Raw genomic sequence first — 25,179 nt, 5'->3', positions numbered from 1 at the left:
ATGTTCAAACCTTTGTATGTATTTGATATGGATGAAACGCTGATCAATGCCGATGCAGCGATGCTCTGGAATGCGTTCTTGGTTGAAAAGGGCATTGCCACTGCGCCTAACTTTATTGAAGAAGATAAGCGCTTAATGGGCCTGTATTCGGAAGGTAAATTGAACATGGAAGATTACCTAACATTTTCCATGCAGCCACTGGCCGATATGCCAACAGAGCAAGTCAGCGCATTGGTGGAAGAGTGTGTTGAACAGCATATTTTGCCTAGACAGTTCAAGCAGTCGAAACCTTTGATTGAGCAGCTTGAGAATGATGATATCGACATGTTGATCATCTCTGCCAGCGTGACTTTCTTAGTGGAAGCGGTCGGTCGTAAGATTGGTATTGAGAACGCACTCGGTATTGATTTGATTGAAAACCAAGGCCGTTTCACGTCTCAGATCTCAGGTGTGCCAAGCTACCGTGAAGGCAAAGTGACGCGTTTAAAAGAGTGGTTAGACAATCAAGAAACCAACTACTCAGACATTCACTTTTATACCGATTCAATCAACGACTTACCTTTGTGTGTACACGCTGATTTTGCATATTTGGTCAACCCGTGCCCGCGTTTGAAAGCGTTAGCCGATCAACCGAATTGGTCGATTCTCAACTGGGATTAACGCTTAACCCATCTCTGAATCATGTTCGTCTTAGAACTCATCAAGCCGCTGACTACAGCGGCTTTTTTGCATCATCAGGCTAATGTTTGATTTATCACCGTAGCTGACAAAAGGATATGCGTAACAATTTAATAACATCTCTTGCTCTGCTGTAAATCAAACCACCATCTTTCAATCCCTTGATAGCACTCATTTTGTTGTTGCGAGGCTCTTTGTGTAACAAATATTTTACAACCTGACGGGTTTTTAGCGTTATTGCCCATTTCCTTCCATCCATTCCAATCTTTCCGCTTGTGGGCCAAATTTAATTAAGGACAAAAATCACGTAACACAAAACCAATAGGTACAAGGAGAAAGTTCATGGTGGAGTCATACAACCCGCTTGGCACGGATGGATTCGAGTTTGTTGAATACACGGCCGTTGACCACAAGGGAATAGAGCAACTTAAAGCGCTGTTTGTGTCACTTGGTTTTGCTGAGATTGCCAAGCACCGCTCAAAAGAAGCTTGGCTGTATCGACAAGGTGACATCAACTTTATCGTTAATGAACAACCACACAGTCAAGCGGAAGCGTTCGCCAAGGTGCATGGGCCATCGGTCTGTGGCATGGCTTTTCGTGTCAACGAGGCAACGGCTGCTATGGAGCAAGCATTCAAGGGCGGTGGTGAAGAGTACAAAACAGAAATAGGGCCGATGGAACTGAGCATTCCTGCCATTTACGGCATTGGTGAAAGCCTGCTCTATTTTGTGGATCGCTATGGCAAGCAGAGCATCTATGACGTCGATTTCCGATTCTATGACGATGCGGAACAGCGCATGGCCGAAGCTAATGTTGGCTTGTATGAAATCGACCATCTCACGCACAACGTGAAACAAGGCAATATGGACCTGTGGTCTGGCTTTTATGAGCGTATCGGTAACTTCCGTGAGATTCGTTACTTCGATATTGAAGGAAAGCTGACAGGCCTTGTGAGCCGCGCTATGACCTCACCTTGCGGCAAAATCCGCATTCCTATCAACGAGTCTTCAGACGACAAATCACAAATCGAAGAGTTCATCCGCGAATACAACGGCGAAGGCATCCAGCACATCGCGCTTGCTACGGATGACATCTACAAAACAGTGAAAACTCTGCGTGATCGCGGCATGGATTTTATGCCAACCCCAGATACCTACTACGAGAAAGTCGACGAGCGTGTGAAAGGCCACGGTGAAGACACTGATCTGCTGCGCGAGCTTCGCGTTCTGATTGATGGCGCACCGACTAAAGACGGCATCTTGCTGCAAATTTTCACACAGACAGTAATCGGGCCTGTGTTCTTTGAAATCATTCAGCGTAAAGGTAATGAAGGCTTTGGCGAAGGCAACTTCAAGGCGCTGTTTGAATCGATTGAAGAGGACCAGATTCGTCGAGGAGTATTAGACGATGCATAAATGGATCTCGTTTCCTCATCGGGAGGGGGTATGTTCTAAACAAGCGCATGCCGACTTCCCCGAAGAGGCAATCTATGAGCGAGAGGCGGGCCGAAGTGGTTTCTTCGGTCCTGCCACTCACTTTCATCACCAACATGCCCCAACAGGTTGGTCGGAGTGGGAGGGTGATTTACGTCCTCGCGCTTTTGATTTTACGCTGGTGGAAAAAGCCGGCCAGATAACCCCTTGGGCGGTGCCTCATCTTTTGCACAATGCGGACTGCAAAATCCGTGTGTGGCGCATGGATGACAAGATGGACTTCTTGGTGCGTAATTCCGACGGGGATGAGCTGTTGTTCATTCACCAAGGCAGCGCCGATCTCTATTGTGACTATGGTCATCTAGCGGTGAGTGAAGGGGATTACGTGATGATACCGCGCTCAACCAACTGGCGCTTGGAGCCAAGCGAGCCGATGTTCATCTTGATGATTGAGAATACAGACGCGGCTTACTCCCTGCCAGAGAAAGGCATGGTCGGCAATCACGCGGTGTTTGATCCTGCGGTGCTCGACATCCCGTCGATCAATGATCAATTCCGCGCTCAGTATTCAGAAAACCAGACTCAGGTTCAGGTAAAACGTCACGATAAAGTCAGCGTGATCACCTATCCGTTCAATCCATTGGATGCAATTGGCTGGCATGGCGACTTAGCGGTGGCGAAAGTGAATTGGCGCGATATCAGACCGCTGATGTCGCATCGCTACCACTTGCCACCCTCTGCGCATACAACGTTTGTGGGTGCTGGCTTTGTGGTGTGTACCTTTGTACCACGCCCGATAGAGAGCGACCCCGGAGCGCTGAAAGTGCCGTTCTACCACAACAATGATGATTACGATGAAGTGCTTTTCTATCACGCAGGTGACTTCTTCAGCCGCGACAACATTGAAGCGGGCATGGTGACTTTCCACCCTGCGGGCTTTACGCATGGGCCTCACCCTAAAGCCTTTAAGGCAGGGCAAGCGCACAAGAAAAAGTTCACCGATGAAGTGGCGGTGATGATCGATACTCGCCACGCACTACAGTTTTCTGACGAACTCGATAGCGTTGAGAACAAAGAATATGTCTACAGTTGGCAAGAGAAGTAAGGGACAGCAAAGATGAAATTAGCAACCAAGAAAAATGGTACTCGTGATGGGCTGTTGATGGTCGTAAGTAAAGATCTCAAACAGTGTGTGGCTGCCACTGAAATCTTCCATGCGATGCATCTGGCGCCAACCATGCAGGTGGCTTTGGATAACTGGGATAGCGTGGCTTCTCAGTTAGAAGAGTTATATACCTCGTTAAACAACGGGCATGTGACTGGCAGTGAAGTCTTTGCACCTCAGTATTGTGAATCACCTCTGCCACGCGCTTATCAATGGGCGGATGGTAGCGCTTATGTAAACCACGTTGAACTGGTGCGTAAGGCGCGTGGTGCTGAAATGCCAGAAAGCTTCTGGGTTGACCCGCTCATGTATCAAGGTGGCTCTGATGCGTTTATTGGCCCTCGTGACAACATCGAATTTGCCAGCGACGAATGGGGTATCGATTTCGAAGGTGAGGTCGCGATTGTGACCGGTGATGTGCCTATGGGTGCCAGTGCTAAACAAGCGCACGATTCAATTCGCTTGCTGATGTTAGTGAATGATGTGTCGCTGCGTGGTTTGATTCCGGCTGAACTCGCTAAGGGTTTTGGTTTCTTCCAGTCTAAACCGTCTTCGGCGTTCTCTCCGGTTGCCGTTACACCTGATGAGCTAGGTGAACAGTGGAAAGGCAGCAAGGTTCATCTACCGCTGATATCGACCTACAACGACCAGCCTTTTGGTCGTCCGAATGCTGGCGTCGATATGACTTTCAATTTTGCAGAGTTGGTCGTGCATGCTGCGAAAACTCGCCCATTATCTTCAGGTGCAATCATAGGCTCGGGCACGGTTTCCAATAAGCAAGGCACTGACCATGGCACCTCAATTGCCGAGGGCGGTGTGGGTTATTCATGCATTGCTGAAGTTCGTATGATTGAGACGATTCGCGATGGTAAACCTTCGACTCAATTCATGTCGTTTGGTGATTCGATCAAACTTGAGATGTTCGATGAGGCGGGTAATTCCATTTTTGGCGCGATAGACCAAAAAGTGAGCCAGTATCGAGCGCTATAATCTACATAATAGGATTTCTGCATGAGCGAGAGCATCGTGAACAAGAACATTGTACTTTACGGTTACTGGCGCTCGTCTGCAGCCTATCGAGTGCGTATTGGGTTGAACCTAAAACAGCTCAACTATGAGTCTAAATCGGTGCATTTGGTGCGTAATGGCGGCGAGCAACATGATCCACAATATCGCGATCTCAACGCCAGTGAATTAGTGCCCGTGCTGGTGGATGGTGAAGTTCAACTCAATCAGTCACTGACGATTTTACAATACTTGGACGAGAGCTATCCAGATACCTTGTTGATCCCTGAGCAAACCCCACTGCGCTATCAAGCGTTGGCGATGGCTCAGGATATTGCGATGGAAATTCACCCTCTGAATAACCTGCGCGTGTTGCAGTATTTGGAGCGAGAATTGTTGTGCGAACAAGAGGCGAAAATGGATTGGCTTCATCATTGGATGAGCCAAGGTTTTTTGGCGTTAGAAGAGAAGCTAGCGAAGCACAGAAAAGTACACGGTGATTCGGTGTATAGCCTCACGGATTCGCCTTGCATCGTAGACATTTGCTTAGTGCCGCAAGTCTACAATGCGTTGCGCTTTGATCTTGATATGTCGCCTTATCCGCTGATTAACTCGATAGCTGAAGCGTGTAACAAATTGCCCGCGTTTATTGGTGCGATGCCAGAGAATCAAGGAGATGCAAATGAGCCCATGTAGAATAACTGATGTAAACGAAAATACTCGTCCCTTACACTATCAAAACCGTTTCTTGAAAGAAGCGGTTTCCAAAATTAAATATTAGCTATTATTGAATAAATACAGGTATGGAAAGTTATTCTTTTAGTACTCAAAACTGCCAAATGTGGAGCACAAAACTCGTTTTTATAATGTTAATTAAATATATGAAATTCAGTAAGTGTATGAATATTTATCCCGTTTAGCACTAATATGTTTATAAGAAAAAAGCCTCGTTATTAAATAAGAGGCTTTAATCAAAGGTTTTTATATTGGTGGTGATTCTCATTCGAGAATATTAGTAATAAACAATACCTTCACCTTTCGTTATCAGAGTGCCAGCTTCATTGGTGATTATTTTATCTAAATCAAATAATGAACCAATCGCCGCATTACCTAAGCCAGCTTCAACGAATTTACAAACGGCATCAATTTTTGGCCCCATAGAACCAGCAGGGAATGAAAATTCTGCTAAACCAGCAGGCGTTGCTTGCTTCATTTCTGCTTGGTCTTCTTTACCATAGTTCCGGAAAATTGAACCATCGGTTAAGATAATAAATAAGTCGGCATGGATTTTTTCAGCCAGTAGTTCAGCCGTAAGATCTTTGTCAATTACGCACTCTACGCCAGTACTCTTACCTTGCTCAATACTCACGGGAACACCGCCGCCGCCACAAGCGATAACAAGGTTTTCTGTATCTAGAAGAGTTTCAATTTGCTGAATTTCAACAATGCTTTTTGGCATAGGAGAAGGCACAACGCGTCGGTAGTACTCGCCATCAGCTTTAAACTGCATTGTGCTTTGAGCCATCAACTCTTTAGCTCGCTGCTCTGTATATACAGGCCCAACAAATTTAGTCGGGTTAGCAAACGCAGGGTCTTTTTTGCATACTTCAGTTTGCGTGATTAGCGTCGCTACGTCTAATTCAGGATCAATGTTTCTGAGCTCTTGCTGTAACATGTAACCCACCATGCCACAGGTTTGAGAGCCTAGTACATCCATTGGGTACGGGGTCGTCTCTGGTGAGTATTCGCTATAAGCTGCGTTTTGTTCCATCAATAAACCTACTTGTGGGCCATTACCATGAACGATAACAATCTCATGCTCGCGTGCGATCGCGGCAATACTCGCCGCTGATTTTATTATATTTTCACGTTGGTTCTCAGCCGTTAATGCTTGGCCTCTTGCTAAAAGAGCGTTACCGCCTAAAGCTAATACTATGCGCATGATAATGTCTCCGATCATTTAATAATGATTTTATTTTACGTAGGGATTAACCACTTGTTTCTAATTAAATTCAAGCTTATTAATAACAATGACTAGGTTTTTAATTACTCTTAAGTAATTAACATGCCGAGATAGTATTGGAAAATAATCGTTCTAAATGTGATAGCTATCAAATTATCATTTTACTAGAAATAGAGCTGTGGAAACGGAAATTATTGCAATTCGATTAAATATCCATAAGCTTGGATACAATCCAGTGGTGGACTCTTTTTTTGTATAAATGATTCGTCTTTAGTGAATATTATCTCAGCCCAAAAAATGAATAATTTAACATTTTTGTTTTAAATATGACGTTCAGATCTCATTAAGAACTTTAGAAAAGGTAAGGGGTCAAACTGAGGCGAGGGGTTACGAGCTCAAAGAGTGGCTTCGATTCGGTTTTCAATCGGCTGCCTTTACTCCAGATGTTATCTGACAGCCAAGTGAAAATTGGAGATAGTTAGCCACTTTCTAAGGCTCTACGTTAAAGCGAAACAGCGCGTTTTATCTCTTCCAAGACCTCTGCGTTAGCGATAGCCCCTAGGTTTTCTACATTCTTGCCATTTACTACCTGTTTCACCGCTAGCTCCACCAGTTTTCCTGAGCGTGTTTTTGGCACATCGCTGATCGTAAATATCTGGCTTGGCACATGCCTTGGTGAGCATGATGATTTGAGCTTACTCTTGATGGTTGCTAATAACGTTTCATCTAGATCTACACCTTGCTGTAGTTGAACGAACAGCCATATCTGCTCATTACGGTCGATGTCTTTACCGACTGCGATGGAATCGATGATGCCCTCTATGGTGTTCACTTGTTGATAGATCTCGGCCGTACCAATCCTTACTCCTCCAGGGTTGAGTGTGGTGTCGCCTCGCCCGTAGAACAGATAGCCGCCATGCACGCTCTGTGCGACTTCGTCCCCGTGATGCCACACATTATCGAACTTGTCCCAATAAGTGCTGTGATAGCGCTCTCCGGTGTCATTCCAAAAGCCTGCGGGGAAGTTGGGTAGTGAGTTTGTACACACTAATTCGCCACGTTCGTGATTTACCTTATGACCCGACGAATTGAACACCTTGATGTCGACTCCAAGCCCTGCTTGTTGGCACTCACCGCGATACACAGGTGAGATAGGGTTACCTAAAACAAAGCAGCCACAAATATCCGTGCCGCCAGAAATGGACGCTAAATGCAGATCTTGTTTGATGTGTTTGTAGACGTAATCGAACTGCTCAGGGTAGAGCACAGAGCCCGTCGAGCACAGTGTTCTTAATTGAGGCAGAGAATAGCTGTCGATAGGTGAGAGTTCCGCCTTCTCAATCGCTTCTAGGTACTTGGCTGAGGTACCGAACAGCGACACATTCGCGCGCTGTGCCAAGTTCCACAGTATATTGGGTTGCGGATAAACCGGGCTACCATCAAAGATCACCAAACAGGCACCGCTTGCGAGTGCAGAGACGTGCCAGTTCCACATCATCCAACCACAAGTGGTGTAGTAGAACACGCGATCTCTCGGTTTAATATCGCAATGAAGCTGATGCTCTTTTAGGTGATTGATGGTAGTGCCACCAACCGAATGCACAATACACTTTGGCTTGCCTGTCGTACCGGAAGAGTAGAGCACAAACAGTGGTTCATTGAAGCCGACACGAGTAAATCGCACAGGTTGTGGCTGATAATTATTGATGATGCTGTGCCAGCTTCGGGTCGACACAGCATGTTCAACGTTGTTCTTCTCTAAATCGTTCTTTTCTAAATCGCTCTTCTCTAAGTCATTACTCGGTTTCAAATAACCGATCTCACACACCTGTTTCAATTCGTTTAAGTGTTCGATGATTTCACGGTTCTTGTCCGTCATATCGAACGTTTTGCCATTGAAGGTGTAACCATCACAGGTGAACAACACTTTGGGTTTCACTTGGCCAAATCGCTCAATTACACTCTCGACGCCAAAGTCAGGTGAGGTTGATGTCCAAATCGCACCTAAGCTGGTGGTCACTAGCATTGCGACCACGGTTTGTGGCAGATAAGGGGTATAAGCGGCAACTACATCACCTTGCTCCACGCCACAATCCAGGAGCCACTGTTGAACATTAGAGACTTCCTCACAAAGGGTTTGCCATGTGTAGCTTTGTTGCTCGCCACGTTCATTCTCAAACCAAATCGCAAGCTCGTTTGGCAACGTTTTTGATGAATGCAGCAAGTTTTCGGCGTAGTTAACTTGAGCATTGGGAAACCACACCCCATCACGATTCGATTTAGGCTGCTGCCAGCGGCTCTCACCTTGGATTTTGATGCGCTCGTCTTCGGCTTTATTAACACAGTCTTGCGAGCCAACCATTCCACAAAACTGCCACACGTTTTGCCAAAACGATTCCGGCTGATCCACAGACCATTGATGGAGTTCGGTGTAGCTTTTTACGTCCCTATCTAGGTTTAACCCAGATTGTTCAAGGCTATCGATAAATCGGGTTAAGTTGGCATCGTCTATACGCTGCGCGCTTGGCTGCCAAATGGGCTTATTGCTTTCGTGCATTCCTTTACCTTTAACAAAAAGTTAACGTTTTCAGTCTGGTATTTAGGTTTTACAAAGTCAAAAGTTCAGCAAAATAAGCGTTTGGTGGAATGGTGTAAATAAAATGTTACACGTCCGCCTGTTTCGAAAAATCGCTCAAATTGGCGGATATAAGGAGTGGAGATAGGCTTAAAGTGAGACATTCGAAAGGAGGTGTGTAATGACTCAATATCATTCTAAGCCCGTGAGCCAAGAGGGATGGGTTGAGTGGAGCCTCGAAGAAGATGCCATTTGGCACGACTTGGTGAAAAGGCAACTGGACGTCATTAGTGACCGCGCTTGTGATGCCTATTTGCACGGTTTGACCCTGCTGGATCTGCCATTAGACAGAGTTCCCCAGCTTCCAGAGATAAACAAAGTGCTAATGGAAACAACAGGTTGGCAGGTACAGCCTGTTCCAGCGTTAATCGATTTCGACCGTTTCTTCGATTTGCTAGCGAATAAGCGATTCCCGGTTGCGACATTTTTGAGAACGCGAGACGAGTTCGATTACTTACAAGAGCCTGATTTCTTTCATGAAATTTTCGGCCACTGTGCCATGCTCACTAATGCTGATTTCGCAGCATTCACTGAGCATTATGGAAAACTAGGCCAAGCGGCGACATCCAAACAGCGCACTTATCTTGCCCGTTTGTATTGGTTTACGGTCGAGTTCGGTTTAGTAAAAGAAGGCCAACAATTGAAAATCTATGGCGGTGGCATTCTTTCGTCTCCGGCGGAAACCATGTATGCGTTGGGAGGGGATTTGGCCGTTCGCGAGCGGTTCGATCTACAAACGGTTTTAAGAACGCCTTATCGCATCGACATCATGCAGCCGAAATATTATGTGATCGATGAGCTAGCTGAGCTATTTGAAATCAGTCAGGAAAACCTATTACAGCAAGCTGATCTCGCGATTGATGCGGGGTTACTACCACCACTTTTTGAACCCAAGGAACCCACACATGTTGAATGAACAAAAATGCGAAGCCTGCAGTATCGACGCGATTGCCCTAAGTAAAGATGAACAACAATCTTTACTATTGGAGTTGTCTGATTGGCAGATCATGGAAAGAGACGGCATCCCACAGCTTGAGAAGGTGTTTAAGTTTAAGAACTACAAGCAAGCATGGGCATTCAGCAACAAAGTGTCAGAGTTGGCAGAAGAAGAGTTCCATCATCCTTCGATCTTATTGGAGTGGGGCAAAGTCACTGTCACTTGGTGGAGCCACTCAATCAAAGGCCTCCACAAAAATGATTTCATCTGCGCCTCACGCTGCGATGTGTTAGCGGTGAGTGAATAGTCTTTTTGGGCTGAGAAGCTTTCTACAGCCCTTGCGATGCAATTACCTTATTATTCGGCTCATTCGGTGAGTCGAATAATGGCTTAAACGGCTCATAGTATGAGTTGAATAAGTGATACTTTCACATCAAGGGACATAAGTTCTCTCAAACTAGCTTGACCTGCATCAGTGACTTGCTTGGTTTCTTGTCTCATAAACCCTTTCTGTTACTCATAGTATTGGTTTTATGAGCCTGCTCTATGATATATTTCTCGGCCAAGTGTATTACAGACGAAGGCTAGCAATGTCTATCAACCTTTCACTCCTTCCACCCAGTGAGAAAAATAAAATCGAACTGGATAAGCAAGCATCGTTTCTTGTATGGAAACTGAAGCAAGCGAAATGTGGCCCTGAAGCCATTGTTGAAGAAGCAATGAAGCTAGGTGACCCAGATGAAAAGGTGTGGTTTGAACAGTCTGTAGAAAAATACAAACGGGTAATGGGTGTCGCATAAACGCAGACAAACCTTGCCCAGCAATGCTGTAGAATTGAAATGACACAGTAATTTGCTAGAATTTGCACCGTTAATTGAATCAGAGAGAAGATCCCGATGGGAAGAAGTTTTGAAGTGCGCAAGGCCTCAATGGCGAAAACTGCAGGCGCAAAAATTAAAGTTTATTCTAAATACGGTAAAGAGATTTACGTACTGGCTAAGAACGGCAGCTCTGACCCAGACATGAACCTACCTCTTAAGCACCTGATTGCTAAAGCGAAGAAAGACCAAGTACCAGCTCACGTTATCGACAAAGCGATCGATAAAGCGAATGGCGGCGGCGGTGAAGACTTCCAACCTGCTCGTTACGAAGGTTTTGGCCCAGGTGGCACAAGTGTGATCGTTGACTGTCTAACTGATAACGGCAACCGTACTTTCCAAGACGTTCGTCAATGTTTCGTTAAGACTGGCGCGAAAATCGGTGTTGAAGGTACTGTTTCTCACATGTTCGCTCACCAAGCTGTATTCCAGTTCAAAGGCGAAGATGACGAGATCATCCTAGAAACGCTTATGATGGAAGACGTAGACGTGACAGACGTTGAGCTAGAAGACGGTGTTATCACTGTATTCGCTCCAACGACTGAGTTCTTCAAAACGAAGACTGCACTAAACACTGCGTTCCCAGAGCTAACGCTAGACGTTGAGGAAATCACTTTCGTTCCTCAAACGACTACACCTGTTGCTGAAGAAGATTCTGAGAAGTTCCAGAAGTTCTTAGACATGCTTGACGACTGTGATGATGTTCAGCAGGTTTACCACAACGCTGAGCTGTAATCTTTACAGTAACAACAGTTATAAAAAACCGAGCCTAGTGCTCGGTTTTTTTATGGGTCTAGCTAAAAGGTTAGAGGAGTGTATTGCAAAATGGTGTGTATGTTTCTAAAGATAGTATTGTCAGTCGCATTACCCCCTTCTTCCCTTGATCATCGTTCCATGATCTATAAATTAGCAAAGCGTTCCCGGGCGACAAATCCATGCTGATAGTTTTCTAATCAAAGGAAGCACGGTGAGGTTGAGCACGATGGCACACGGCCAAGCAAGGAAGAAGCTTTGTAGCCAGATTGGCGGCCATTCGTGGCTAAACCCCATTTTGTAGCCAGAAATTAATCCAGACATGATCGTCGCCATGGTGAGTGAGGATAAAATCGCGGTTACCCAAAATTGTTTGTTGTTCATACTGTGTTTCTCCCGTGATTTTCTGTTGTTGATGGGATAAGGTTATATCTATCCATTAATGAGAAAAATAGGCACATGTAGAAGTATGAATTCCATATTTGGAAACATTGATGATCTGTTCTTGTTCTGTGCAGTGGTTGAAGAGGGCTCGTTGCTATCGGCTTCGAAACGGCTGCAACTCCCTGTGTCGACCATGTCGCGTCGGCTAACAGCATTGGAAGATCGCCTCAATATCCGACTTTTAGAAAAGAAAGGTCGTGAGCTGGTGGCCACTAAAGACGGCGAGTCGGCATTTTCTGCACTGAGCAGCGGCATGGAGTCGATCCATCACGGCTTTAATAGCTTGCTTGAAGAGCGTGACGCTATCCAAGGCAAGATAAAGCTCGCAGTGCCTCATAACTTCTACAGTGGCTTTCTTCGGACGACGGTAGAGCAATTCCTCACTCAATACCCGAACGTTCAACTCGACCTAACCCTGAGCCAGCAGCAGCTTATTCCACAGACCGATCGTGATTTACTGATTACGTTTAAGATCTCGGACATGGAAGGCATGATTGCTCGGCCACTTTTTAAAGCTAAACATGGGTTTTTCGCGAGTCGAGAATATTTAGATTCACGTGAAATAATTGAAAAGCCGGACGACTTAGAGCTTCAAGACTGGATTAACGTCGATGATGTGTTTGATATGCCGCTCTACAAATCTGACCGCTTAGAGCAGATGATCACGATAAAGCCCAAGTTTATTGTTAACGATATTCATGCAGTGGCGGCCGCGGCGCAAAAAGGCTTAGGGCTTGCCTCATTGCCTTTTCGTCATGTATCCCCAGAGATGAATCTAGTTCAAGTGCTCCCTGAGTATCATCGGGGTGATCGCCAAGCGTATTTAGTGTACAAAGAAAGAAAATATCAGCCAAAGGCTTTGACCCTGCTTATTGATGCATTGATTGAGAGTGTTCGATCTTTTCATAGCGATGACTTGGTCAAATAAAAGGAGAAAGAAATGAAAGTAAGTTTTATCGGGCTAGGCGTTATGGGTTTCCCAATGGCAGGTCACCTAGTCAAAGCCGGTTTCGAAGTAACGGTATTTAACCGTACTCACAGCAAAGCGCTAGACTGGGCTGATAAACACCAAGGTAAAGCGGCAGAATCTGTGGCTGAATGTGTAGCGGAAGCCGACGTGGTATTGGTTTGTGTGGGTAACGATGACGACGTGCGCAGCATGACAACCAGCGAAGCAGGCGCACTGGCTGCGATGAAGCCAAACGCGATTCTTGTCGATCACACCACAACGTCTGCAATCCTGTCTGAAGAGCTTGAAGTAGCTGCGAAGCAAGCAGGTGTTCGCTTTATGGATGCACCAGTATCTGGTGGCCAAGCGGGCGCAGAAAATGGCGTGCTAACCATCATGTGTGGCGGCGAACAAGCGCTTTTCAATGATCTTCAACCTGTGTTCGAAGCTTACGGTAAGTCGTCAGTTCTGATGGGTAAAGTCGGCCAAGGCCAACGCGCAAAAATGGTTAATCAGATCTGTATCGCAGGCGTATTGAATGGCCTTTCTGAAGGTTTGGTACTTGCTGAAAAATCAGGTTTGGATATCCCAACTCTGGTTGATTGCCTTAAAAACGGCGCCGCTGGCTCATGGCAGATGGAAAACCGCGCTACCACAATGGCGCAAGATAAATTTGATTTCGGTTTCGCCATTGATTGGATGATCAAAGACTTAGGTTTCTGCTTAGATGAAGCAGAACGCCAAGGCATCCAACTTCCGTTGACGGAAAAAACCAACAACGCATACAAGACATTGTCTGCCGAAGGACAAGGCCGCATGGATACATCAGTATTGATGAAAGCTGTAGTTGAAGAGACGAAGAAGTAGCAAGACAGAAGTAATTGAAGCTTCGTTTAGATAACTAAAAATAGCCGCTGATTAGCGGCTATTTTTTTGTTTGTGTTAGCTAACTTTATTTAGAACTTTCAGGTGTGTTGGTGGCTTTAATCCCTAGATGTGCTAAAGGTAGAAGTAGCTCATTTGACATCACGTTGTGATAGTTACCTTTATGAACCAAATCTTCATCACTTTTATCAAGAACCAGTTCGATATTGCTTGCCAGATCCGGAAGCAATAAATGAAATGTGTATTCCTTTACACGATTTAAGAAATCAGCCCCTAATTGCGTCAGTTCATCACCAATTACCACTAAATCAGGGTTTAATTGGTTAATATTGTTCACTAATCCATGTGCTAAGCACTTAGCTAAGTAATCAACCGCGTTTATCGCAGCAGATTCTCTGTCATGAAATGCATTTACTACCATTTCAAAGTCCGCGGATACTAATGAGGCCTCTTCCTTGTAACGTTCAATCAAGGCCGTTGTTGAACTATACAGCTCAAGGCAACCTAGATTGCCACACTTACATTGCGGCCCTTGAAAATTGATCGATGTGTGACCAATTTCTCCAGCCGTCCCTAAACTACCGTGATAAACCTGCCCTTCAATCACTAAGCCCGAACCTACACCTTGCCCAAGAGAGACATACAGTAAAACGCTTGCTTCATAAGTGCTTTGTAGCTGGCGCCAAACCGCGAGTGCAGCCAATTTTGCATCATGGCCTGCATAAATTGGATAGTCTGGAAATTGCTCTCGCATGTGGGAAATAAAATCAACATCTTGCCAATTTTTTGCGTCGGTCATCAGTATAATTTTATTGTCTTGCTCTAAGAATGGGCCGGGCATCGCAACAGAGATCCCTAAAATATCACCTTTCTGATCATTCAGAACATCGCTCACTTGCTTGGTCAAATACTCGATCAGCTCTTCTGGGCTATTATCTGTATTAATTAGTTTGACTATGCTGGTTAGCGAAACACCATTGAGATCGTAGGTATCAATTGAGAAGTTAGTACGCTGTATTCGAACGGACACAATTCGCAGATGTTGGGTATTGAACCCCAAATAGATAGAGCTTCGACCACGTGCCGCTTTTCGCACACCAGTTTCAACAATAAGTCCTTGTTCTATTAGAGGTTTTATCGCTCTAGTTACCGTCGCTTGGTCAAGTCCAACCAATTGGCTGATCTCTTTTCTGGAGCAACTACCACTATTGTGAAGTGCATTAAGAATGACGCGCTTATTATGATTTTGTACATCATCTAACGAAACGCCCAGTCCGCTTCTCATAGGCTTATTCATAGTTCTCCTGACCAATTTGATCTGCAATAACGTTCCAATGGATCTACACAATATATAGAAAAAGTTAAGTTTCAATAAAATCATATAGTTAGAAATTGAGTCTACTTTACTTATGTGAGCGCAATCTCAAGTTCATCATACTATATTTGTTAGCTGCAATTAAATGAAATATATTTGATTGCAGGTTGCAATTAAATATATTTCGATAACATTGGAGGTCCTTGTGGTATTCGATAAGAAGAAGCATCAGGCAATTATTGATCAAGTTGAAGAATACATCGCTGAGCATAAAGATACGGTTAAGCAGCACCATTGGCGTGAGCATTACCATTACCAAGCACCGGTAGGCTGGATTAATGACCCGCATGGACTGATTCAATATCAGGGTAAATATCACCTTTTCTATCAACACCATCCTTTCACTGGCAAGTGGGGAACCATGCACTGGGGACATGCAGTCAGCGAAGATCTCATTCACTGGGAAACACTGCCAGAAGCTTTAGCACCAAGCGAAGAATATGACGGCTGGGATGGCGGAGGTATCTTCACGGGTAGTGCTGTGAATAACGATGGTGTGATGACTCTTTTCTATACGGGATGTGCACAAGCTCGCCAAGTTCAATGTATGGCAACGTCGACTGATGGCGTAAACTTTGACAAATATGACGGGAACCCAATCTTATCTGATCCACCAGAGGGAATTAACCTACATGACTTCCGCGATCCAAAGGTTTGGAAGCATGAAGGTTCATGGTACATGGTGACCGGTGTAACAGATGGCGTGAGCGATCTAATTAACCCATCAAACTACGAGACCAATGGATTCGGTAAAGTCTGCCTTCACAAATCAGACAATTTAACCGATTGGGAATTCGTAGGTTATTGTGTAGAGAGTATGGGCGAACTCGGGACAATGCTTGAGTGCCCAAATATCTTCAAATTGGGTGACAAACATGTCCTTATGTATTCACCTATGGGTATGCAGCAACGCCAAGTAGTTTACCTTGTTGGTGACCTTGATTACCGAACCGGTAAGTTCCATTGGTCAACAATGGGCTCATTAGATTGGGGCTTTGACTACTACGCACCACAAGTATTCGATGATGAAAATGGGCGTACCCTAATCCAAGCATGGATTGGTTCATGGCCATTCATGCCATGGTGTGATGGCACTTACGATACCAGTGAACTGGGTTGGTACGGTAGTATCACTTTGGCCCGAGAAGTCTCTTTATGTCACGATGGGAAACTGAAGTTCACGCCTGTGCAAGAAGTTGAAAAATTGCGCCATTCTCCAAAAAGACATACAGAGCTCCAGTTAAACGATGGTGAAAAATTCGCATTTGAAGCTGGTGATAATGTTCACTGTGAAATCATTGCGGACATTGACCTAGCTGCAAGCGATTGTGACAGCGTTGTATTTGAAATTCGCAGTAAAGGTGAGCAGAAAACACTGATTGAGTTGGATCTAAAGAAAGGCGAACTGGCTTTTGATCGCACTCAATCGGGCAGTCGTTCAGCCTTACGTAGAACATGTCCACTAGAGTGTGCGAGTAAAGATCGAGCAAACATCCGTATCTTTATGGACAGTATTTCTGTTGAAATCTTTACCGATGGCGGCCGTACTGTGATGACCAATAACATCTTCTCTGATGAAGACAGTGCAGGTCTTTATGTATACGCTAAGAACGGTAATGCAAGAATTGAGACACTAAAAACATTCGGTATGAAAAGTGTTGCTGAGTAACTGATTCAGCTTTCTCCTTCTTCTTTTTAGCCCAGCTTATTGCTGGGCTTTTTTGTACCTCAAAAAGTATCCCCTAAAAAAAAGTCCTTTTTATCCAACTCAAATAACGATCCTCAAAACAAAAACACGATCCTTTTCACATTCTAAATTCTATTTAATTGTTTCTTGCAATTAAATTAAGTAAATTTAATTGCAAGAAACAATTAAATCACTTTGGAGAAGAAAATGGCTATCGTTACACTAAGACAATTACTGGATCACGCAGCAGAAAATGGTTACGCAGTTCCAGCATTCAACATCAGCAACATGGAGCAAGGGCTTGCTATTGTTCGCGCTGCAGCAAAATGTAATTCAGGTGTCATTCTGCAGGCGAGCATCAATGCTCGTAAAAGCTACGCTGGTGACGTGATGCTTTATAAGATGGTTTGCGCTCTCGCTGAAATGTTCCCGAAAACACCAATCGTTCTTCACCAAGATCATGGCAATAGCGAAGAAACATGCTTGTCAGCAATTCGCCACGGTTTTACATCGGTAATGATGGATGGCTCATTGGAGCGTGATGCTTCAACACCAAGCAGCTACGATTACAACGTAGATATTACTTCTCGTATCGCTCAATCTGCGCACTGGGTAGGTGCTTCAGTTGAAGGTGAGTTGGGTTGTATTGGCTCTTTAGAAACTGGTGAAGCGGAAGCTGAAGATGGCGTTGGTGCTGTTGGTATCCTTGAAAAGAGCCAATTGCTAACAGACCCAGATCAAGCCGTTGATTTTGTGAAAAGAACAAAGGTTGACGCACTAGCTATCGCTTGTGGTACAAGCCATGGTGCTTACAAGTTCACTCGCAAACCGGATGGCGATATCTTAGCGATGAACGTTATCGAAGAAATTCACTCGAAGCTCCCAACGACTCACCTAGTTATGCATGGTGCCTCATCGGTTCCTCAATACCTTCAAGATATGATCAATGAGAATGGCGGTGAAATGCCTCAAACATATGGTGTGCCAATCGAAGAAATTGAGCGCGGTATCAAACATGGTGTTCGTAAGGTAAATATCGATACTGATTGTCGTATGGCGATGTCTGGTCGCTTTCGTGAACTCGCGATGAAAAATCCGCAAGAGTTTGACCCACGTAAGTTCCTGTTAGCTGGAATGGACGAATTAACGAAGCTTTGTTTAAACCGATTTGAACGATTTGGTTGTGCTGGTCACGGTGACAAGATTACACCAATTTCTATGGATGATATGGCTGCACGCTACGCTAGCGGTGAGCTGTAATTCAAAGGAGTTCTACGTATGGGAAATTGTGTATTTATAGGCAGAAGCACGATTGATTTGATGAGCTTTGTTGAAGTGATGCCTGATCCTGATCAAAAGGTGAATGCAATTGCTGATTTTATTGGTGGTGGTGGGTCTGCACTCAATGCTGCCATTGCATGCAACGCATTAGGCTCTGATGTACACCTTTGGACATGTTTAGGTAAAGAGCACCTCTATAAATCGATAGTGACAGCAGAGCTTAATGAACACGAAATTTCGGTTGTGGATTTAAGTTTAGACGATGAATACCAGCTACCACTATCGAACATTATCTCTGCAAAGCAAACGGCATCTAGGCTCATCGTCAACGCTAGTCAGCCCGATTGCGAAAAGGTGATGAGTTTAGACCCGAAATGGCTAGATAATGCAAAGCTCGTATTACTTGATCAATATGAGCATCCGTTTGTTAGCGCAAACGTACAAGCTTTGGCTGAGTTTACTGGGGATATTGTGTTAGACGCTGGTACTTGGAAATCGCACAGCGAACAGTTTTTATCTCTCTGTACTATTCCTATTGTTTCAGAGGAATTCACCAATGGTGACAAAGATAAAATGCAGGCACTTTGCGACCAACACGGGATCAAAAAGTGGGCAATGACGCTGGGCGACAAAGGTGTTTTTTATAGTGATGAGTCCGGTAGCGGGTTAATCCCAGCACCTAAAGTGGATGCTATCGATACGCTAGGTGCTGGAGATATTTTCCATGGGGCTTTTTGCCATTACTACTTGGAGAGTCAAGATTTCCGTGACTCTCTGAAGAAAGCCAGTCACATAGCGGCATTATCATGTACCGAATTAGGAACCAGATCATGGCTAAAACACATTCGTTAACGGTTGATGACATTGCAAGCGTTCCTCAACTGGTCGCCAACACCTACCAAGAGTCTGGGAAACAAATTCTTGTCATCGGTATCTCTGGTGCTCCAGCGACGGGTAAATCAACATTGTCTGAATCCCTACTGTCTGGACTGTCACTGTTAGGATTTAAAGCCCAACTGTGTCCAATGGACGGCTTTCACTACCCCAATTCGGTACTGAAAGAGAAAGGACTGACGTCAGTCAAAGGTAGCATCGAAACATTTGATGTAACCTCATTAGCACATTTGCTTTCCAAAGCGGTGACGCCAAACACTGACGCATTCTTTTGGCCGAAATACTGTCGTGAGTTACACGATCCCATTGCAAAAGGTTTTTTAATTGAGCCAGACACTCAAATTATTTTACTCGAGGGCAATTACATCTACTCAACCGACGAAGACTGGCGACCAGTCAGCGATTTAATTGACTTGAAGATCTTTCTCACAGCAAGTGAAGAAGTACTCAGAGAGCGATTAATATCAAGACACCTAGCTGGTGGAAAGTCGAAAAAAGAGGCGCTCGATAAAACCGAGCGCGTGGATCTAGTTAATGCGTTAAAAATAAAACAATACGAATCAAACGCAGACTACGTAATCCAGACGCACTAGAACAGCGTCCCATGTACCCTACAATTCTCATGGAGAGATCAAATGATTCTTAGCGAAAACAATAAGAAGATGTTCTTTTTAACATTCATTTGCGCTGCGGCAACGATTGGTGGGTTCCTATTTGGAATGGACACCATTGTTATTGGCGGCACGATCACGCAAATCACACAACAGTTCGAATTATCGACCTTACAACAAGGCTGGTATGTATCATCAGCGCTTGTGGGTTGCTTATTTGGTAGCATAATCGCAGGTCCTATTGCTGACTATGCTGGGCGTAAAAAACCTCTGATGCTAGGTGCTTTACTAGCTATCGTATCGGTGCTTGGCTGTATGTACGCAGACTCATTCAACTTACTGATCTGGGCACGTATCATTGGTGGCTTTGGCATCGGTATCGCGACCGTGGTTTGCCCTATGTACATTGCAGAAGTAGCTCCAGCAAGGCATAGAGGAAAACTCAGTAATCTGTTTCAAGTTGCCATTGTGATCGGTTTAACTTGCTCAGTGATCACCAACACATTGATTGTTAACTACAGCCAGGCTGCCGTTGTTACGGGTCATTACCTTGACCATTTCTTTATTATTGAAAACTGGCGTGGCATGTTCTCTGTTGAATTTTTGCCTGCAGTTATTTTCCTTGGTTTGGTAGCATTTTTTCCGGAATCTCCTCGTTGGTTGATATCTAAAGCTAGAGAAAAAGAAGCGGCTAACATTCTGAGAAAGTTTTTAACCAAGGGTGAAGCAGAAGAAGCGATTATTGAATGTCGTCAGGTAATTCGCTCAGAGAAAGCAGGATCATATAAACAATTAGTCAAAAATCCAGTGATGCGTTTCGGCTTGATGACGGGTGTATTACTAGCAATATGGTCAGAGTGGTCTGGCGTAACTGTTGTGATGTACTACGGCCCTGTAATGCTAGAAGAGATAATGGGCAACCAAGGTTCTGCACTGGGAGGTTTTGGTTGGATATGCTTAGTAAGCGTTATATTTACCTCTTTATCAATGGTATTCATCGATAAAGTGGGTCGCAGAAAAATGCTAATAACCTCTGCACTTGGTTGTTTTACTTGCCTGATTGGTTTGGCAATATTCTTCGACAGGCCTGATACACCACCTATGTTGATAGTTGGCTTAATGGCGTTCTTTGTTGCTTTCACTGCATTGGGCTTAGGCCCTCTAAAATTCACTATCTCAGCTGAGATTCTGCCAACTTCAGTTCGTGGCCGTGCAGTCTCTATAACAACGGCAGCAATCTGGATTCAAGGTGTTATCTTGAACTCATTTACACCAGCTTTTAGAGAATCATTTGGAACATCGGCACTGTTCATCATGTTCGCGATTATCCTGCTTGGCCAAGTTTGGTTTGCGGTAAAAATCCTTCCTGAGACAGCAAATCGTAGTTTAGAAAGTATCGAGAAAGAGTTAAAGCAACGATTTGATATAAAAGAGGTCGAAGGTAAAGAACTTCAACCAAAGCAAGTATAACGATTTAATTAATACTGTCATGAGTAGAGCCTCCACCATATAGGGGGCTCTTTATTTTCAAAAAACTCACCACATACATTCCCCACTCCTGCCCCAACTCAACCATTCACTCCTCATTATTACTATTCGTCGTATTGATAAAACGGCGTGACAGTTTGTGGCTAACCTTTCAACGTCAATCTTTGAAAGGGATTAGAAATCGCGAGTATTTGGGCTGTTATTTTTCTCTATTCGAACCAACTTAATCGTTCCATCGTTTTCATCTATTGAATCTATCGTTATTTCCCATTAAACAAATGTAAACATTGAAGTTATATTCTTTGTGGGCAGAAAAGAGCTTTTGAATATCCATTAACCACTCGACTGGTTTGATGGTTAGCACGCATTGGAGAGCAACCATGCAGATGTCAAAAAGCTTTTTATTAATTACAGTTGGCTTAGCCAGCACATCTCTACAGGCTCAAACCCTGACCAGAGACAACGGTGCACCAGTAGGTGATAACCAAAACTCCATAACAGCAGGTGAGAATGGCAGTGTATTACTGCAAGACGTCCATCTGATCCAAAAATTGCAGCGTTTTGCCAGAGAACGTATCCCTGAGCGTGTTGTTCATGCTCGTGGTACGGGCGCACATGGTGAATTCGTCGCTTCTGGTAATTTTAGTGATTTAACGGTTTCCGACCCTTTTACTAATAAAGGTAAGGTGACTCCTGTTTTCGTTCGTTTTTCGACCGTTATTCACTCAAAAGGATCACCAGAAACACTTCGTGACCCACGTGGTTTTGCCACCAAATTTTATACTGAACAGGGTAACTGGGATCTGGTAGGGAATAATCTGCCTGTGTTCTTTATTCGTGATTCGATTAAGTTTCCGGATATGGTGCACTCTCTAAAACCGTCTCCAGTCACCAACGTTCAGGATCCAAACCGATTCTTCGACTTCTTTAGCAGTGAGCCGGGTGCGACCAACATGTTGACTTGGGTGTACAGTAATTTAGGTACGCCAGCGAGTTATCGCACAATGGATGGCTTTGGGGTTCATGCCTATAAGTGGATCAATAAGCAAGGCGACGTGAACTATGTGAAGTTCCAATGGAAGAGTCAGCAAGGTGTTAAAAGCCTTCGCCCTGATCAAGTCACTGAGATGCAAGGTAAAGAGTTCAACCATCTTACCAATGACCTTTATGCTGAAATTGGCCGAGGTAATTACCCTCAATGGGATCTTTACGTGAAGGTATTGTCTCCTGAAGCATTGAGCAAACTTGACTATAACGGACTCGATGCAACCAAAGTATGGCTGAATGTGCCAGATCAAAAAGTCGGCACTATGACGCTGAATCGTCTACCAGAAAATTTCTTTTTAGACACCGAACAGGCGGCATTTGCGCCTTCGAATCTAATTCCTGGCATCGAGCCATCGGAAGACCGTTTGCTGCAAGGTCGCTTGTTTGCTTACGCCGATACACAGCTTTATCGCTTGGGCGCTAACCAGTTCCAACTACCCGTTAACCGACCGTTAGCGCCAGTGAGCAGCCATAACCAAAATGGTTTGAGTAATAATGCATCACTAAGCCATGGTGCTGTTAACTATGAGCCAAGCCGAAAGCTAGAGTTGGCAGAAGATGCTCAATTCAAAGCCGTAGAAACCAAACTTGTTGGTACCGTTCAACAAAAAGCGATCAGTAATCCACGAAACTTCTATCAAGCGGGTGTGCAGTACCGCAGCATGAGTGAACAAGATAAAAGTGACTTGATTACAAACTTAGCAGGTGACCTAAATAAGGTTATGGATAAAGAAGTCAAGGAAATCATGGTGAGCTACTTCTATCGTGCAGATAAAGAGTATGGAACGCGTTTGGCTAAAGCAACTGACACCAGTATCTCACAAGTCAAAAAACGCTCCCAAGTGAACGACTAGGCAGTACTGTAAGGCGTAAAGTTTTGGCCTACGGGAGATTTATCTGCTCTTTTCTGCCCGAAAATCAGGACTCCTGTAGGCCATTCTCTAATTATGTTAGTGAGGGGGAATAAATGAAAATCGTATTTTTGCTTAGTTCCATTGTTTTTGCTTTGAGTTTATCGTTCAGCTTATTGGCTGCAGATAACCAACTGGAAGAGGAGTACCAATCTCTGGTTGGGCTGTTCTTTGATGCCGCACGTATCGGCAATAATGAAGTGGTCGATGCATTTGTTTCGCAAGGTTTCCCTATTGATCAACGTAATAACCAAAGTTACACAGCACTCATGGTTGCGGCTTATCAAGGAAATAGAGAAACCGTCCGCTTGCTACTCGATTCTGGGGCGAATGCGTGTTTGCAAGATAAGCGCGGTAACACAGCTTTGATGGGAGCACTTATAAAACGTGAAATTGGTATAGCGAAAGATTTGTACCAAGCGGAGTGTGCCTCAGAACTGCGTAATAAAGCAGGGCTTAATCTGAAAGAATTTGCTGAAATCTATGGTCAATCTAATGTACTAAAATCCCTTAAGTACTGAATGAAGAGTACTAATAACAATAAAAGGACGTAATGATATGAACAAAACAACATGGCTTGCTGCACTCACCCTTATTTCTTCTTCTGTTTTCGCTGAAGCGGTGAGTGTTGAAATGATCGATCTTGGCTCTGGTCAGTCAGCCGGAACAGTGATGATAAGCTCAAGTGATTACGGAGCTGTCTTTACACCAGAATTGAAAGGCTTGCCAGCTGGTACGCATGGATTTCATGTGCACGCGAATGGTTCATGCGATAGCATCACAAAAGATGGCAAAACCATACTCGGTGGAGCTGCAGGAGGACATTATGATCCAGAGGAAACGGGTAAACATGGTTTCCCTTGGACGGATGATAATCACCTTGGCGATTTACCACCGCTTTACGTTAATGCTAATGGAGTAGCCGACCAGCCAGTGATGGCGCCAAGAGTTACATTGGATGACGTAAAAGGCAGAGCCTTGATGATCCACGCAGGCGGTGACAACCACTCTGACCATCCAGCTAAGCTTGGCGGTGGTGGTGCACGCATTGTATGTGGCGTGATTAAGTAATCCCCTTTTTAAAAGTCGTTAAAACGCTCCAATTTACTTTGGAGCGCTTTTTGTATTCAGAGGTGACACTTATCTCTAACGCAGAACTATTATTAATCACTTAGACTTCTGTTTGGATGGACGCTCTTCAAAGGCTCTAGCTTTTCAATTAAAAAATCAATAAACAAACGGATATGAGGTCTTGGGTATTGAGTGTTTTTATATATTGCGAATATTTCACCACTCCCTTGCTCACTGTGCATTGATGTCCAGTGAGGGAGTAACTCCGTTAACTGTCCATTTTCCAAGTACGGTTGTAGCATCCAGTCAGATAGTAAAAGAACGCCAACTCCGCTTAGCGCAGCATGTAAAAGAGGTGAGCCGCCTTTTGATATCAAATTGCCTGTCACTAACACTTTTTTGTTAACTGCATTTTTCTTAAAGTACCAATAGTTTTTTTGCCGTTCATGACTTATCAACAAACAGTTGTGATCTTGCAACTCTTCGGGTTTATCGATAGTTCCATACTTTTCAATATACGACGGGGCTGCGACCAATGACGCGTTATTTGTCAGTAGATGACGAGCCTTGAGTCGACTGTCTTGTGGTGTACCAATACGGATAGCGACATCAATATTTTCACTATTTAAATCGACTACGTTGTTATCCAGCTCTAACTCAACTTGTATCTTAGGGTATCGTTCAAGGAACTCTGGAATTAGTGGAGTAAGACACAAATTGCCAAAGCTTTCAAAAACTGAAATTCGTACTACCCCTTCTGGAGTGCCTTGATTACCTTGCATTTCTTCTAACAGTCTATTGCTATCTTGTAAGATCTTGGCCGACTGTTGGTAAAAATACTGGCCTTCTTCAGTCAGCAATAGCTGTCGTGTACTGCGTTTAAAAAGCGAAGATTTAATCTTACTTTCCAGGTTGTCTATATTTCTTGCGACCGAAGATGGAGCCATATTGAGAGCTCGGCCTGCCTGAGAAAAACTTCCAGACTCCACGACTTGGTCAAATATTTTTATCAACTCTAACACACGTTCACCTTTGCGTTTGATGCATAACTAATTCACATAATATGTGTATTCCGCTTATATTTCGAG

At 44.3% G+C, this 25,179-nt stretch carries 25 protein-coding genes; 19 read left to right on the top strand and 6 right to left on the bottom strand.

Going from position 1 to position 25,179, the window contains the following annotated elements:
• Complete coding sequence (locus L4C44_RS08860; protein ID WP_428804898.1) at window positions 1–660, top strand: HAD family hydrolase; 660 nt, start codon at window positions 1–3, stop codon at window positions 658–660.
• Window positions 661–754: 94 nt separating this feature from the next.
• Here the strand turns inward: L4C44_RS08860 and L4C44_RS08855 are convergent, their stop codons facing one another.
• The gene (locus tag L4C44_RS08855; protein WP_428804897.1) at window positions 755–937 is read right to left on the bottom strand and encodes a hypothetical protein; all 183 of its coding nucleotides are present in this window, start codon (window positions 935–937) and stop codon (window positions 755–757) included.
• An 83-nt stretch (window positions 938–1,020) separates the two neighbouring features.
• Here L4C44_RS08855 and hppD point away from each other — a divergent pair, with 83 nt between their 5' ends.
• From hppD to maiA, 4 genes are read left to right on the top strand one after another with little or no spacing between them, the layout of a single operon-like run.
• Window positions 1,021–2,094, top strand: a complete 1,074-nt coding sequence (hppD, locus tag L4C44_RS08850) for a 4-hydroxyphenylpyruvate dioxygenase (RefSeq protein WP_428804896.1) — start codon at window positions 1,021–1,023, stop codon at window positions 2,092–2,094.
• Window positions 2,087–3,217: a homogentisate 1,2-dioxygenase gene (locus tag L4C44_RS08845; RefSeq protein WP_428804895.1), complete on the top strand. Its 1,131-nt coding sequence runs from the start codon at window positions 2,087–2,089 to the stop codon at window positions 3,215–3,217. Before hppD ends, L4C44_RS08845 begins: the two co-directional genes overlap by 8 nt.
• Before the next feature lie 12 nt (window positions 3,218–3,229).
• Entirely contained in the window at window positions 3,230–4,267 is a 1,038-nt protein-coding gene (locus L4C44_RS08840) for a fumarylacetoacetate hydrolase family protein (RefSeq protein ID WP_327784617.1), read from the top strand.
• Between the two features lie 21 nt (window positions 4,268–4,288).
• Window positions 4,289–4,978 (top strand): maleylacetoacetate isomerase, encoded by a 690-nt coding sequence (gene maiA, locus L4C44_RS08835; RefSeq protein ID WP_327784616.1) that lies wholly within the window; start codon window positions 4,289–4,291, stop codon window positions 4,976–4,978.
• Window positions 4,979–5,294: 316 nt separating this feature from the next.
• On the opposite strand, the gene L4C44_RS08830 is transcribed toward maiA, so the two are convergent.
• Both L4C44_RS08830 and L4C44_RS08825 read right to left on the bottom strand, forming a co-directional pair.
• Complete coding sequence (locus L4C44_RS08830; protein ID WP_428804894.1) at window positions 5,295–6,224, bottom strand: carbamate kinase; 930 nt, start codon at window positions 6,222–6,224, stop codon at window positions 5,295–5,297.
• 523 nt (window positions 6,225–6,747) lie between these two features.
• On the bottom strand, window positions 6,748–8,802 hold the full coding sequence (locus tag L4C44_RS08825; RefSeq protein ID WP_428804893.1) for an acetoacetate--CoA ligase: 2,055 nt from the start codon (window positions 8,800–8,802) through the stop codon (window positions 6,748–6,750).
• Window positions 8,803–9,001: 199 nt separating this feature from the next.
• Here L4C44_RS08825 and phhA point away from each other — a divergent pair, with 199 nt between their 5' ends.
• The 4 genes from phhA to L4C44_RS08805 all read left to right on the top strand — a co-directional run bounded on the left by phhA (window position 9,002) and on the right by L4C44_RS08805 (window position 11,430).
• Complete coding sequence (gene phhA, locus L4C44_RS08820) at window positions 9,002–9,796, top strand: phenylalanine 4-monooxygenase (protein ID WP_428804892.1); 795 nt, start codon at window positions 9,002–9,004, stop codon at window positions 9,794–9,796.
• Window positions 9,786–10,124: a 4a-hydroxytetrahydrobiopterin dehydratase gene (locus L4C44_RS08815; RefSeq protein WP_019819924.1), complete on the top strand. Its 339-nt coding sequence runs from the start codon at window positions 9,786–9,788 to the stop codon at window positions 10,122–10,124. The genes phhA and L4C44_RS08815 overlap by 11 nt, the downstream gene beginning before the upstream one ends.
• 283 nt (window positions 10,125–10,407) lie before the next feature.
• Window positions 10,408–10,617 carry a DUF3283 family protein gene (locus L4C44_RS08810; protein ID WP_008216860.1) on the top strand — a complete coding sequence of 70 codons (210 nt, stop codon included), beginning with the start codon at window positions 10,408–10,410 and terminating at the stop codon, window positions 10,615–10,617.
• Between the two features lie 96 nt (window positions 10,618–10,713).
• Window positions 10,714–11,430, top strand: a complete 717-nt coding sequence (locus tag L4C44_RS08805) for a YebC/PmpR family DNA-binding transcriptional regulator (RefSeq protein ID WP_017057670.1) — start codon at window positions 10,714–10,716, stop codon at window positions 11,428–11,430.
• A 171-nt stretch (window positions 11,431–11,601) separates the two neighbouring features.
• Here the strand turns inward: L4C44_RS08805 and L4C44_RS08800 are convergent, their stop codons facing one another.
• Entirely contained in the window at window positions 11,602–11,832 is a 231-nt protein-coding gene (locus tag L4C44_RS08800; protein ID WP_146492653.1) for a DUF2798 domain-containing protein, read from the bottom strand.
• An 85-nt stretch (window positions 11,833–11,917) separates the two neighbouring features.
• Between L4C44_RS08800 and L4C44_RS08795 the strand changes: the two genes are divergently transcribed.
• A complete protein-coding gene (locus L4C44_RS08795) occupies window positions 11,918–12,820 on the top strand; it encodes a LysR family transcriptional regulator (protein ID WP_428804891.1) in 903 nt (300 codons plus the stop codon).
• Window positions 12,821–12,832: 12 nt separating this feature from the next.
• A complete protein-coding gene (locus tag L4C44_RS08790; RefSeq protein WP_428804890.1) occupies window positions 12,833–13,708 on the top strand; it encodes an NAD(P)-dependent oxidoreductase in 876 nt (291 codons plus the stop codon).
• A gap of 85 nt (window positions 13,709–13,793) precedes the next feature.
• Here L4C44_RS08790 and L4C44_RS08785 read toward each other — a convergent pair whose 3' ends face one another.
• On the bottom strand, window positions 13,794–15,023 hold the full coding sequence (locus L4C44_RS08785; protein ID WP_428804889.1) for an ROK family transcriptional regulator: 1,230 nt from the start codon (window positions 15,021–15,023) through the stop codon (window positions 13,794–13,796).
• A gap of 223 nt (window positions 15,024–15,246) precedes the next feature.
• Here L4C44_RS08785 and L4C44_RS08780 point away from each other — a divergent pair, with 223 nt between their 5' ends.
• From L4C44_RS08780 to sodC, 8 genes are all read left to right on the top strand, one after another.
• Entirely contained in the window at window positions 15,247–16,770 is a 1,524-nt protein-coding gene (locus L4C44_RS08780; RefSeq protein ID WP_048660550.1) for a glycoside hydrolase family 32 protein, read from the top strand.
• A 225-nt stretch (window positions 16,771–16,995) separates the two neighbouring features.
• Window positions 16,996–18,048 (top strand): class II fructose-bisphosphate aldolase, encoded by a 1,053-nt coding sequence (gene fba, locus L4C44_RS08775; RefSeq protein ID WP_123287164.1) that lies wholly within the window; start codon window positions 16,996–16,998, stop codon window positions 18,046–18,048.
• Window positions 18,049–18,066: 18 nt separating this feature from the next.
• Window positions 18,067–18,921 carry a PfkB family carbohydrate kinase gene (locus tag L4C44_RS08770; protein WP_061040086.1) on the top strand — a complete coding sequence of 285 codons (855 nt, stop codon included), beginning with the start codon at window positions 18,067–18,069 and terminating at the stop codon, window positions 18,919–18,921.
• The gene (locus L4C44_RS08765) at window positions 18,900–19,556 is read left to right on the top strand and encodes a nucleoside/nucleotide kinase family protein (protein ID WP_123287160.1); all 657 of its coding nucleotides are present in this window, start codon (window positions 18,900–18,902) and stop codon (window positions 19,554–19,556) included. The genes L4C44_RS08770 and L4C44_RS08765 overlap by 22 nt, the downstream gene beginning before the upstream one ends.
• Window positions 19,557–19,598: 42 nt before the next feature.
• Entirely contained in the window at window positions 19,599–21,044 is a 1,446-nt protein-coding gene (locus L4C44_RS08760) for a sugar porter family MFS transporter (protein WP_285953406.1), read from the top strand.
• Window positions 21,045–21,442: 398 nt separating this feature from the next.
• Window positions 21,443–22,963 (top strand): catalase KatE1, encoded by a 1,521-nt coding sequence (gene katE1, locus L4C44_RS08755; protein ID WP_428804888.1) that lies wholly within the window; start codon window positions 21,443–21,445, stop codon window positions 22,961–22,963.
• Window positions 22,964–23,076: 113 nt separating this feature from the next.
• Window positions 23,077–23,541 carry an ankyrin repeat domain-containing protein gene (locus tag L4C44_RS08750; protein ID WP_123311849.1) on the top strand — a complete coding sequence of 155 codons (465 nt, stop codon included), beginning with the start codon at window positions 23,077–23,079 and terminating at the stop codon, window positions 23,539–23,541.
• A gap of 37 nt (window positions 23,542–23,578) precedes the next feature.
• Window positions 23,579–24,091: a superoxide dismutase family protein gene (gene sodC / locus L4C44_RS08745; protein ID WP_123311851.1), complete on the top strand. Its 513-nt coding sequence runs from the start codon at window positions 23,579–23,581 to the stop codon at window positions 24,089–24,091.
• Between the two features lie 92 nt (window positions 24,092–24,183).
• Here sodC and L4C44_RS08740 read toward each other — a convergent pair whose 3' ends face one another.
• On the bottom strand, window positions 24,184–25,113 hold the full coding sequence (locus L4C44_RS08740; protein ID WP_239718598.1) for a LysR family transcriptional regulator: 930 nt from the start codon (window positions 25,111–25,113) through the stop codon (window positions 24,184–24,186).
• Between the last annotated feature and the right edge of the window lie 66 nt (window positions 25,114–25,179).

Origin of the sequence: Vibrio satsumensis (genome assembly GCF_050337435.1) — a bacterium.
In the GTDB taxonomy this organism is placed as follows: Bacteria; Pseudomonadota; Gammaproteobacteria; order Enterobacterales; family Vibrionaceae; genus Vibrio; species Vibrio satsumensis.
Note: the sequence above shows the minus strand (reverse complement) of the source record. Positions and strands in the feature narration are given on the sequence as shown.